Below are 12,078 nucleotides of genomic sequence, written 5' to 3' on the forward strand. Positions count from 1 at the left end.
GACCGGCATGCCATCACCGCACCGACACTCGAAGCGCCGCCGCACGCATCGGCGCACCGCACTGCTGACCACCAGCCTGATCGCCGCGTCCCTGCTGCCCGGCCAGGCCGCCTTCGCCGCCGATCCGCAGACGGTGTCCGTGACCGCAGCCCAAACGTTCGTCCAGGCCGAGGAGGGCAAGACCAGCGTGGTCACGCTGGTCGCGAGCACCACCGACGGCAAGCCCTTGGCCGCCAACGCTACGCTGGCCTACCGCACCGCCACCGGCACCGCGACCCCCGGCACCGACTACACCCCGGTCACCGGCACGGTCACGTTCGCCAAGGGCAGCGCCTCCGGAGCCCGCAAAACGATCAGCATCCCGCTGCGCCGTGACCGCACCGCGGAGACCGCCGAAACGATCCCGGTCACTCTCACTCCGTCCACCAGCGGTGTCACCGCCGGACCCGGGCCGACGGTGGTCATCAACGCCCACGGCCTGCCCTACCTCGATAGCCGGCTCAGCACCAAGAAGCGCGTCGCCGACCTGCTCCAGAGGATGAGCCTGGACGACAAGATCGGCCAGATGACGCAGGCCGAACGCGCCGCCGTCACCGACGACCCCGCCAAGGTCGCCGTCTGGCGGCTCGGCTCCGTGCTCTCCGGCGGCGGCTCCGTACCGACCCCCAACACCCCGGCCGCCTGGGTGAACATGGTCAACACCTTCCAGCAGGCCGCCCTGAGCACCCCGCTACAGATCCCGATCATCTACGGCGTCGACGCCGTCCACGGCCACGGCAACGTCCACGGCGCCACGATCTTCCCGCAGAACATCGGCCTCGGCGCCACCCGCAACCCGAAGCTGGTCGAGAAGGTCTACCACGCCACCGCCGCCGAAGTCCGCGCCACCGGCGTCCCGTGGGACTTCGCCCCCTGCGTGTGCGTCACCCGCGACGAACGCTGGGGCCGCAGCTACGAAGCCTTCGGCGAAGACCCGAAACTGGTCACCCAGATGACCACCGCGGTCACCGGACTCCAAGGCCGCAAGCCGTCGCAGCTCAACGACCCTGACCGGGTGCTGGCCACGATCAAGCACTACGCCGGCGACGGGGACACCCGCTACGGCACCGGCGACAGCGGCTACCCCATCGACCAGGGCGTCACTATCACCAGCCGCCAAGACTTCGCCCGCACCAACCTGCCGCCGTACGCTGCCGGTATCCGCGTCGGCGCGGGCAGCGTGATGCCGTCGTTCTCCAGCGTCGACTACACCGACGACGGCGTCGGCAACCCGGTCAAGATGCACGCCCATAAAGAGCTGCTGACCGGCACCCTCAAGGGCAAGCTCGGCTTCGACGGGTTCGTCATCACCGACTGGAACGGCATCCACCAGATCCCCGACCCGACGGCCACCGCCGACACACCCAAACCGACCGCCACCCAGGTCCGCACCGCGGTCAACGCCGGCATCGACATGTTCATGGAACCGAACACAGCCCAACAGTTCGAGAACCTGCTCAAGGCCGAAGTCACCGCCGGACGCGTCAGCACGGCCCGCATCAACGACGCCGTCTCCCGGATCCTGACCAGCAAGTTCCAGCTCGGCCTGTTCGACAAGCCGATCGCCTCCACCGACCGCATCGACGTGGTCGGCAGCTCCCAGCACCGCACCCTGGCCCGCACGGCGGTCGCCGAGTCTCAGGTCCTGCTGAAGAACGCCGGCAACCTGCTGCCCCTGCGCAAGAACGCGAAGGTCTACGTGGCCGGCCGCAACGCCGACAACATCGGTAACCAGGCCGGCGGATGGACCCTGGACTGGCAGGGCCGCTCCGGCGACACCATCCCCGGCACCACCATCCTCGAGGGCATCCGCCAGGTCGCCCCCAACGCGAAGGTCACCTACAGCGCCGACGCCTCCGCCCCGATCAGCGACGCGGACGTCGGTGTCGTCGTGGTCGGCGAGACCCCGTACGCCGAAGGCTACGGCGACGTCGGCGGACCCGCCTGGCCGTGGGGAACCGACGCGCAGAAGGAAGCGAAGTCACTGGCGCTCCAGCCAGCGGACAAAGCCGCGATCGACAAGGTCTGCGACGCCGTCGCCAAATGCGTGGTGCTGGTCGTCTCCGGACGCCCGCAGATCATCACCGACCAGCTCGGCAAGATCGACGCCCTCGTCGCGTCCTGGCTGCCCGGCAGCGAAGGCGCCGGAGTCGCCGACGTCCTGTTCGGCAAGAAGCCGTTCACCGGCCGACTCCCGGTCACCTGGCCTGCCAGCGCCGAGCAGGTGCCGATCAACATCGGTGACGCCAACTACCGGCCGCTCTACCCCTACGGGTGGGGCTTGCGCACCAACCCGGCTCACAGCGGACGCCGCTAGCGATGGTGGACCGGTGCCGTGACGATCCGCGGTAGGTCCACTGCTGCGGTGCTGGCGGGCGCCGGCTTCGACGCCCGCCAGCACCGCGACGGTCAAGACCCCGAATCAGGCGACCAGCGCCGTCACCGCCACCGCGAACACCCACGTCGCCCCGCACGCCGATCCACCGACGAGAACCGCACGAGGCACGCGCCGCTCGTCCAGCCACGACAACCAACCTGCCGCAGCACCCACCAGCAAACCGAACAGGCCCGCGACCACGATCCACAACGCGGCCAGCGCGTACTCCGGCACCTCAACCTCCGATGACAGGCACCTCGCCGGCCCGGTACAGCACTGGCCCAGTCGCGAGTAAGCAAACCGTTCCATCCCGCGTCGGCACTGGCCAGGACGCCCGATGACATATCAGCCGCATGCCTCTGAGGCCGAAGTCGGAGGTCACGGAGCTCTAACAAGAAGGCGCCTTACCCCTCTACCCCCTCCTTTGGTGCGGCAGAAAGGTCATGCGAGACTCGGGAAGCCATGAGCTCCCGGGAAGAGAGCCGACAGGAGAAGCGGGCGCAAGCCCTTGTAAAAAACTCCGCTGCGTACGAGACGGCGCGCACCGAACTCGCCAAGATCTACGACGAGGGTCCACGCAACCGGCTCCACTATGCGATCCGCCGTGACCTCGTCCATGCCCGCCACGCTGACTCCGCAGGCTCAGCCCCGTCGTCGCCGGCCGCCGCGCTCGCCCCGCTCAAGGGATGGGCCCTTCACCTGTACCTGATCGCGATCTTCGATGCGCAATCACGTCGTCCAGCCGGAGTGACCGTTGCGAACACCCGTCCGCTCTGCAGCGTCAACGGCACGGGATCGGGTTGGGCCGACTTGCTGCCCGCCATCGTCGTGAAGAGAGACGGTGCTCCGATCACGAAGAAGGGCCTCCGCGCCGGCATGAGACGCCAGGCCGTGCACGCGCTGAACCTGCTGGAACGCGAACACCTCGCCGCGATACGCGGCGCTCCGCCTGGTGCCCCCGGCCGCTACAACCAGGTCCAGTTCCTCGACGAGACCGGCGACGGGCGACGATCGGTATGGTCTCGCCACTACAGCATTCCGCGGATCAGCCCGTTCGAACCGTCCCACGCGATCGTGCTGCTCCCGAAATCCTTTTTCCTCAACGGTTGGGTCCACGTCCTCACCGCCGCCGAGATCACCACCTACCTGATGATCCTCGACCTTCAAATCCGCCACCCCGAGGCCGCAAGTACGGGCGTCTTCAAGGTCGCCTCCCAAAGGGTCGATCGGTACGGGATCCGCCGTGACGTGTATGCCACCCACCGGCAACTCGCGGGATATGGCCTCATCCGCCGCCTCGACGATCCGAACCGCAGCCCCGACGGCAGAATCCTTCGGCGCTCCAGCCAGCGCTACGTGTCTCAGCCCTACCGATTCACCGTTCTCCACGACGGCTTCGACCGCCCTGCCCTCACTACCGTCGCCGCTCATTTGCTGTCCCAGCCGGGGTAAGGCCGCTGCGGGGACGTGCGGTCACAACTTCCCAGGCGTAGGGGCATCCGGGTACCGTGGCGGCAATCGCGGAAGTCCTCGCCAGGGAGTTCCATCCGCGGAGGGGTGCCTATCCAGGGCACCCGCGGCTGAGGGGATGTCGCCCCCCGCCACCGCACGGGACCAGCCGTACCGGCGTAGCCGGCTGGGCCAGCGGTGGGAGCTTCGAGAGAGGTTTCCACCGTGTCTGCTAGGACATGTCGCCACGTCACCGGCCCATGCGCCCACGGCCTGCTGGCCTCTACCCGCGCCTGTGGGAGAACGGCATGAAGGCCTCCACCGGCGCCGGCCTGGGCCTACCCGCCCTCATCTCGGCCTTCAGCGCACTGGCGTGGACGGGCGTATTCCAATGGAACGCCATGTTCAGCCTCATGCTCCTGAGCATTGTGGCCCTGGTCTTGATGAACACCATTCCGCAAGACTCCGCCGACAGGCGGCGACTCTGGGAAGCGGCGCTCAAGCACCTCGCTATCCGGAAGATGATCCAAACCGCTCTACCCGACACCGCAGTCGACGGCGGAACCACTTTATCCAAGCCCCAATAGACAGTTCTCGAACGCGGGAGGCCCCTCGGCGATCCTTGGGAGCCCTTCCGCGTTGGATCTCTCGTCGGGTGCCCTTGCCCACCCGGCGGTGTCGGTTAGGGCTGTGAGCACGGCTCAACGAAGATCCGGGCACCCTCATCCCGACCCTGACGAAACCAAGATGTCTCGCCATGTCGAGCGCGTCTCGGACACCCGTCGGCCCCGGCTGCCTACAGTCCTTGAAATGGCTCTTATCTTGGCAATCCGCGACAAGGCTGGGCAATGGCACGGTGACCCCGATGGCAAAGCTCACGGGGTCAGAAATCCACCCCCGCTGACCTCGCTGGAGTTCTTCCCCCAGGCCGGTGAACCTGGGCAGAACAGCCCGTTCGCCGGACAAACCCTGCAAGTGCTCGTAGCCAATACCGGCGACGCTGGCTGCCCAGGCCAGGTTTGCTACCAGGTAGGCAATGGCCGGATGCACTACGCCACCGAAGAGGTCGACCAGCTGCTGTTCGGCGCAGACGTCCACGACGCATGGAACGCGGGGAGATGGCCGCCAAAACGGCAACGACCCACACTCGCGTCAATCGGCGAAGCGCCAACCCCAGCTGGTCGGTGTAAAGAAAGCGGCACCTCACCCAAGCAGCCGCACGTCGACCGAACCCGCGACGCAGAGGTGAACGGAATCGCGATCGAGGCCGTGGGTGCTGACAACGACGCGCAGATCAAGACCCGGATGGCAAGGCAGAGTGCCGCGAATGTCCCTCAGCAATAACGCCGTGGCTATCGCAGCAGCTGCTCGCGGCTCGCCGGCGCGTGTTGCTTCACCGAGATTAGGAAAGGCGCACTGGCGTCGTCCTCATCCGGCAGATCGTCACCAGCGGTCTCCTCGGCGTGTTCCCGGTAGACCAGAAGACAGGAAATCAGCCCACTCAGGATGTGCTCCAGCAAGTCCCGACTCGGCCGCACCAGATCAAGCAGCGTCAGTCGGCCCAGCAACGCCACCAGCATGTCCTCACGGTTCTCCGCTGGCAGCTCGCGCACACTCGCGCGGGCAGCATCCACTAGGCCGGTCAGGCCCACTGGATCCGGTGTCAAGCCCTCGCGAACCCCAGTCGCTTCGCTCAGCATCTCGACCACGACCTTGCGCGGCGTCAGTTCCGCCTCAACGCCTTTGACGGCAAACGTTGGCACCTCAACCGAAGCCGACTCGATGTCATCGGCGTACGCGAACACCGCCGCACGGTCCAGACCGGCGACCTCGGCTCACCGAAGGCGGTACCCGACCGGTGGACGTCATTTAGATGAGCCGGAACTGCCGAACCCGCTATGCCGGCAACACCATCGAACGCCCTACCGTAGACAGCGACGCCGCTGCGGATCCTTCCCCCGTGGGATCCGCAGCAGCGTCGCTATGCCGAATAGCCCGCGATCAGCGCGACTGATACGCCTGCACAACCTCAGTCGGGATGCGGCCACGCGAAGAAATGTTGTGACCGTTGCTCGCCGCCCACTCCCGGATCGCCTTGTTCTCGTCACGACCCGACCGCCTCACAGGCGCCTCCATCCTCGCCGGACTCCGGCGCCCCGAACCGCCACCCACACGGCCATGGCGAGTGCCCGCAGCGATGTACGGCTCCAACGCCTTACGCAGCTTGCCGATATTCAGATCAGACAGGTCGATCGTGTAGCTGATCCCGTCCAACGCGAACTCGACGGTCCGGTCCGCTGCCTCGCCGTTCAGGTCATCCGTGAGTACGGTGATGATCTGCTTCGCCATAATTCAACTCCAAACGCGCCGACCAATATCATCAACAATAGCGGTGCAAAAAGATCCCAGCCGCCCCGGACGGCGTTCCATGAATCACATTCCGCAAAGCGGAAGTGATTATTACCCGCTCCTCGCAGCAATTTGCAGCATAAAGTTCCACGGCAAGGCAAGGCGGAAACGGTTCGCGAACGCAGCCTCAGCGGACGAGCCCCACCCACACGCGCGCCCCCCGCAGCGCTGCACTAACCGAGCCAAGACGAAGAGCCGACCGGCCTCACAACCTACCTGGCATTAACGCACTCGCTGCCGGACAAGTCTGCTCACGGCCTGCACGGCCCTCACCACGACCACACGAAGAACCGAACCTTCCCGCCCATATCAGCTGCATAGGCCCGGATCAGGTATCCAGGCCTATGCAGCTGTCAACCCGTACGAGCACCCCGCTCCGCCGCCGGGCCCCAGGACAGTTCCGATGCCAACCGAAACAACGCCGCCGCTAACCCACGAGCGGGCAGCAGCCGCGATACTGCCGGATCAATCACCGACACCATCCCGCACCGGCCGCAGTACCAGCACCGCTGCCACAACCATCGCGCCCGGCCGACATCGCGCTGCGTCACCGAACTACTGACCCGACGTGCTCGCAACACAGCGACACACCAGGCCGCCGCCACCCCGAGCAGCACAAGAAATAGCCCCACACCCCAGTTGCCCTCAGTCGACAACACCGAATCCACGGCAACCACTGCGCACACGCCCACCCCGACGAGCAGGACAGCCGGAACCGCCACCGACTTCGGGCGCCGCGGCGCCGCCAACATCCGCGCCCGCCCACTCACCCGCACCGTCCGCGCGCTCACCGGCAACACCGCACCACTGGCATAGCCAACAGCCAGACCATCCACCCGCACGATCTCCCGCTCATCGCGACAGATCACCGCCACCCGCTTCACGCCGTTGACGGCCCCGCATCCCATGCACCTGATCATCGATTTTGAACCCTCCGCCCGACTCCATCACAACCGGCCGCGGCTGACCGGACGGCTGCGCCGGTGCGGACCGCGCCGGTGCAACTGCGGGCGTTGCGACGCATGATCTATTCTTATCAATCGTCGATGCCATCTGTTGGCAGGCAAGGTCGGCCGCTGCTATGCCGCGATCTTCAGGCCAGCGATGAACGGGCCACCTCGCCCAGCGGACACGCCGCCAGCAGAAGCTCCGGCTCCTTCACCGTCAGTGTGGGCTTGGCCGAGCTGATGACGAGCACCATCGGCTCACTGATGTAGGTGCCCGGGGTGCCGGCTCCGCAAGTCCCGGACCGCCGTCCGGATGCTGCGCCTCGGACATAGGCCCATGAATTCTAGCTATGGCCTTTCTCGAAGTGGGTCGCTGGAGTCCACACCGAGCAGAGCATCGAGAATGCGGTGATCCTCCTGGTAGATCAAAGACTCGGGAGCGGAGCTGCTCTCCGGCAGAGAGTCCACGATCAGTGGTTCTGCGTCGTAGAGGTTGTGGACGGCCCGGGCGATCAGCCTGCCGGAGGAGTCCTCGTCACCGCTGTAGACGATGGGAACCCCGTCATCGACCAGCCTCTGGAGAAAGCAGTGGTCGACGGCTGACAGCGTGCCGGACGTGCAGGCCAACGGGCCGCGGTAGCGGCGGATCAGAGCTTCCTCCAGAACGGATGGGTTCTCGACCACGCGGACCGGTTCGGCAGCGGAGAAGGTCGGTGGGTTCATCGTCAGATCGTGAAGGCTGAGATGCAGGGGCCGAGCTGCTGCCCGTGCTTGGCGCACGACATCGTCGATCTGGCTGTGCCCGACAGCATCGATGTTGAGCACGATCGCGGTGCTGCTGATGCGGTCAGGGACGATGCCGCAGCGAGTCAGCAGGTGAAAGCGTTCGAGCGGGGTTCTGGCGGCTGTGGGCTTCTCGCCGAGGAGTTCGGCGGCAAGCAGGACGAGCTTGGAGCCGTTGCCCGGGTGATTGAAGTCGAAGTAGTGGGGATCCCTGGCGCAGTGATAGGCGAGTCTCGGCAGGGGAGCGGGCCGCCGTAAAGGAAGCACGTTGTGAGCGCGAGCAAGCGCGTCGATCAGTCGGCCGCGCTGTTCGAGGGTGGTGTCGGTCAGCCCGCCGAGCCTCAGGTGTTGCACCAAGGCGGGAGTCTTGGGTAGACGGAGTTCGGCAGAGGTCCAGAAATCATCCCTCATTGTCTGTAGGCGACGTCTCGGCTGGAGGACATCGGGCAGCCCGACAGTGCTGCGCAGGACGGTGAGGAGATCCGTGTCAGGGCCTAACGCTGCTGAGAGCTTGTCGAGGGGAATCCTCACCCAGCCGTTGCTCGCGGAGAGCCTGGCGGCCCGGCTCTGGGCGAACCAGCCGTTCAGCCGGGCAAGTCCAGCGGTGCTGAGCTCGACTCTGACAGTGCGGATCTTCGTAAGGTCACCGGTGAAGATCAGCCTGTTTTTGATCGCCTGCCACAGGGGCAAGAGCTGAGGGTCGTTCAGGTCGCTCATGCGGTGGCGTTGCCTTCGTCGCCGTCGTGGGCTGCTGGCGCAGCGATGCGCACAGCCTGGGGTAACCCCATCCCGTCCCAGATGTACGGGATGGTGAGCCGTGAGCCGCCCGCGCTCTTGATGATCTTGTGGATGGCGGTCGACCGTACCTCGGGTACCAGGAGTTTGTTCATGCTGGGCAGTGTGGAGATGACGTCGAAGTCCCAGTCGCGAAGAAGGTGAAGTAGCGTGCGCAGGTTGGTTTTGTCCAACGCTGCGTCGAGTTCGTCGATATAGGCGATGCGAGGGCCACTGTGGCCGGGAGTCGCGTAGAAGGAGCGGATGGCGGCGAGTAGCGGCAGCATGCTGGCGAGGCGTTTCTCGCCGGTGGACAAGGTGTCGAGCGGGTTTTTGCGGCTGGTGATTTCTTTGAATACCTCTCCGGGGTGAGCGTCGTCGGAGAAGGCCTTGTGGGTGACCTCAATTTTCCAGGCGAACCAGTTGCGGTAGTCGAAGACGCGGGCTATCCGCTCGGCGGTTGTCTCATTGCCGGATTCGGTCCTCAGAAGCGTCGCGAAGAAGTCGTACATGTCGTCGTAGTTGCCGTCGCCGTTAGGCTTTTGGATGTGTTTCAGCGCTTCGGCGGCCTCGTTATCGTCGGTCCGAGGGGCCCATGCGATGCGGACGCCGACATTCTCGACGCCGGTTCGCACGCCTTTGAGTGTGTCGGAGATCCCGTCAACGATGTCGTGAGCGAGCTGGATTCGGGTGAGGATCTGACCGCGGAGTTGCACGAGCAACGACTCCTTGATTTCCTTGCGTAATTGCTCGTCATAATCGTTTTGCAGACGTTCGAGCCGGCCGCTGATGTCGCTAACAGCCTGCCTGAGCGACATGCCATTGCCGGTTTCTGCGGCGTTGGCACTGTCGGCGAGAACGATCCGTCGCAGGCCCCCGGTGCCGAATTCTTGGTCGATGATGTGACGGCCCATACGCAGGAAGACATCGGCTACGCGACGCAGTTCGGTGTTGAGGAGGTATCCCTCACGCTTGAGCTGGTCGCGAGCGTGCTCGGCATTGGTGTGCCGCGTCAATCGCTGAGCGAGCTCGATACTCTGCTGAAAGTCTGCTGGACGCCGGTAGCTGTCGCCGTCGGTGATGTCGGCGATCATATCGTGATCAAACAGCTCGTTGAGTTGTTCGTCGGCGATGCGCCGCCTCTCGTGGACTGCGTCGAGATCGGCCGCTACCCTCTTTGCTTGTTCTTCGAGGCGGACCAGTAAAATCTCCGCCGCACGGCTCAGCTCCCGGTGATGATTGGATTGTCTCCCGAGCTCCTCCTGGGTCAATGTGTTGACGCGGAGCTCTTCGACCAGATCTAGATACGGCTGTTCGTACAGCCGGGTTTCCTCATCGAGCTTGTACTGCTGCTCGTCGGCGGACTCCCGCTTGTCTTTGGCTTCAGCCTCGGCACGTTCGGCTTGAGTAAGGGCTTCGGCCGCCACTCGGGCGGCCTTCTGGGCAAGACCACGTTCCATTTGCAGCCGATCGCTGCTGCTGCTCCACGCAGCGCAGGAGGCGGCCAGCCGCCGAACATCTGCCTCGAACTCGTCGAGCGCACCACGTTCGACAGGCAGCTGGCGACCGTCCTGCGTGGTAGCCACCCGCCTGCGCTCGGCGCGGGCGAGGTCGGTCGCAGCGCGGGCTTGTTCAAAGTCGCCGCGGGCTCGCCCCTCGGCTGCCTCGGCTTGGTCCTTGTCGGCTTCGGACGCGGCGAGCGCCTCCAGGCAGGCCTCCAGGTCGGTGAAATGAGTCAGTGCCGCTCGGCTGGTACGGACCTGCCTGTCGCGCTGCGCCGCCTGTGTCAGGGCGAGCTGCATGGCGTCAGCGTCCGTGTCGAGCGCCGCTTTCTCACCGGCCCTGGCCGTGCGACTGGTCATCGCGGCGACGAGAAGTTGGGCCAGGGTTCGGCTCTCGTGCAGCTGCCGGATCGCTGTCGCGGATGCGTGTGTGGCCGCTTCGACGGCGGCGGTGTCGACCGCAACGCGGGCGTTTGCACACGAGCCGGCCGCTGTCTGCCAGGCGTCCTCGGCTTTTGTGGCGCTGATGCCGGCCCGGGTCGTGGCCTCAAGGTTGGCCGCCTGGGCCGCGACGAGAAGTTGGGCCAGGGTCCGGCTCTCGTGCAGTCGCCGGATCGCTGTCGCGGATGCGTGTGTGGCCGCTTCGACGGCGGCGGTGTCGACCGCAACGCGGGCGTTTGCACACGAGCCGGCCGCTGTCTGCCAGGCGTCCTCGGCTTTTGTGGCGCTGATGCCGGCCCGGGTCGTGGCCTCAAGGTTGGCCGCCTGGGCCGCGACCACGGCTGCGTTGGCCCTGACCAGCAGGTCGCGTTCGCGTTGCAAGCTATCGAAGTTCGGCAGATGCGCCTCCTGGCCAAGAACGGTGAGAAGCTCTCGCAGCTCGACGGCCTTGTCCTCTGCTGCCCGCACCCGCGGCTCCAGCTCGGCAAGCTCCGCGCGCAGCCGTTCCAATTCCCGGCGCTGTCGCTCGGCCCGTGCGGCTGCACCGATGTATTGGGGCTGCCACCCCGGTGGCGCCGCCGCCGTCAGCCATGGCGTATGCCACTGGTCTGCCGCCAAGACGGTGCCGTCGACCGAAGGAGCGCTCAACGGGATACCACGCAGAATCCGCTCGACGTGCTCGGCGCTGACATCGGTACTCGGGTGCGCCACAAGAACATCAGCGAGGCTGGGCCCGTTCACCGCCGCCGCTGGTCGAAGCAAAGTGTCACCCGGCCCAGCGTCCAGGCAGTGAGGATCGACCCATGCGTCCAGGAGCCCGCCAACAAGCAAGGCACCTTCGATCGCAGCCTGCCGGTCCTCGGTGACTGATGGCACGAAATCAACGAGATCCCAGAACGCCGCGCCTCGTTTGCCGGCTCGGTCGGGCCGCCAACCCGGTGCGGGCGGCGCCGCCTGGACAGTCTCACGGTCAGCGATCTCGACGACTAGCTGGTCACGCTCGGCGCCGAGCTCCTCGGCATCGCGTTCGGCCCGCATGATCTGGTCACGCAGCGAAGGTTCCACTCGTCTCTGGGCGCCGATCACACGGAGCGCGCAGGCGGAAAGGTCGCCATCGCGAGCGACCGCGAGGTCCGGGATCTCATCAGGTTCCAGCACAAGGACACGCAGGCCCGACACCCACAGCTGAACTTGACCAACGAATGCCGCAGCCTCGTCGTCACGTCGGGCCTGCTGCACCCGGTGCAGCTCACCGGCCTGCGAAAGGGCCTCCGCCGCAGCACTGGCAAGGTCGGCATCTTCGTCTGCGCGGTGTTGAAGTCCTTGCGCCTCACTGATGTGGTCGCCGGCACGCCGC

The 12,078-nt window shown here is 65.9% G+C and carries 10 protein-coding genes; 4 read left to right on the top strand and 6 right to left on the bottom strand.

All coding sequences use genetic code 11. The features are described from left to right. The first annotated feature begins 7 nt into the window (after positions 1–7). Positions 8–2,356, top strand: a complete 2,349-nt coding sequence (locus IEZ13_RS32440) for a glycoside hydrolase family 3 protein (protein WP_183223298.1) — start codon at positions 8–10, stop codon at positions 2,354–2,356. Positions 2,357–2,461: 105 nt separating this feature from the next. On the opposite strand, the gene IEZ13_RS32445 is transcribed toward IEZ13_RS32440, so the two are convergent. Continuing rightward, the gene (locus IEZ13_RS32445; protein ID WP_183223300.1) at positions 2,462–2,650 is read right to left on the bottom strand and encodes a hypothetical protein; all 189 of its coding nucleotides are present in this window, start codon (positions 2,648–2,650) and stop codon (positions 2,462–2,464) included. A gap of 228 nt (positions 2,651–2,878) precedes the next feature. On the opposite strand from IEZ13_RS32445, the gene IEZ13_RS32450 reads away from it, so the two are divergent. The 3 genes from IEZ13_RS32450 (at position 2,879) to IEZ13_RS32460 (ending at position 5,209) form a co-directional block, all read left to right on the top strand. Beyond that, positions 2,879–3,868 carry a hypothetical protein gene (locus IEZ13_RS32450; protein ID WP_229795342.1) on the top strand — a complete coding sequence of 330 codons (990 nt, stop codon included), beginning with the start codon at positions 2,879–2,881 and terminating at the stop codon, positions 3,866–3,868. 305 nt (positions 3,869–4,173) lie between these two features. Next, positions 4,174–4,452, top strand: coding sequence for a hypothetical protein (locus tag IEZ13_RS32455; RefSeq protein ID WP_183223302.1), 279 nt, complete (start codon positions 4,174–4,176; stop codon positions 4,450–4,452). 223 nt (positions 4,453–4,675) lie between these two features. Next, on the top strand, positions 4,676–5,209 hold the full coding sequence (locus IEZ13_RS32460) for a hypothetical protein (protein WP_183223304.1): 534 nt from the start codon (positions 4,676–4,678) through the stop codon (positions 5,207–5,209). Between the two features lie 8 nt (positions 5,210–5,217). Here IEZ13_RS32460 and IEZ13_RS32465 read toward each other — a convergent pair whose 3' ends face one another. The 5 genes from IEZ13_RS32465 to IEZ13_RS32485 all read right to left on the bottom strand — a co-directional run bounded on the left by IEZ13_RS32465 (position 5,218) and on the right by IEZ13_RS32485 (position 11,900). Next, a complete protein-coding gene (locus tag IEZ13_RS32465) occupies positions 5,218–5,670 on the bottom strand; it encodes a hypothetical protein (RefSeq protein WP_183223306.1) in 453 nt (150 codons plus the stop codon). A 196-nt stretch (positions 5,671–5,866) separates the two neighbouring features. Next, complete coding sequence (locus tag IEZ13_RS32470; RefSeq protein ID WP_183223307.1) at positions 5,867–6,214, bottom strand: histone-like nucleoid-structuring protein Lsr2; 348 nt, start codon at positions 6,212–6,214, stop codon at positions 5,867–5,869. 413 nt (positions 6,215–6,627) lie between these two features. Beyond that, positions 6,628–7,182 carry a hypothetical protein gene (locus IEZ13_RS32475; protein WP_183223309.1) on the bottom strand — a complete coding sequence of 185 codons (555 nt, stop codon included), beginning with the start codon at positions 7,180–7,182 and terminating at the stop codon, positions 6,628–6,630. A gap of 387 nt (positions 7,183–7,569) precedes the next feature. Then, a complete protein-coding gene (locus IEZ13_RS32480; RefSeq protein ID WP_183223311.1) occupies positions 7,570–8,721 on the bottom strand; it encodes a DUF2399 domain-containing protein in 1,152 nt (383 codons plus the stop codon). Next, a complete protein-coding gene (locus tag IEZ13_RS32485) occupies positions 8,718–11,900 on the bottom strand; it encodes an SbcC/MukB-like Walker B domain-containing protein (protein ID WP_229795344.1) in 3,183 nt (1,060 codons plus the stop codon). Before IEZ13_RS32485 ends, IEZ13_RS32480 begins: the two co-directional genes overlap by 4 nt. Positions 11,901–12,078 lie beyond the last annotated feature (178 nt).

This window comes from Actinoplanes campanulatus (assembly GCF_014647795.1).
GTDB lineage: Bacteria > Actinomycetota > Actinomycetes > Mycobacteriales > Micromonosporaceae > Actinoplanes > Actinoplanes campanulatus.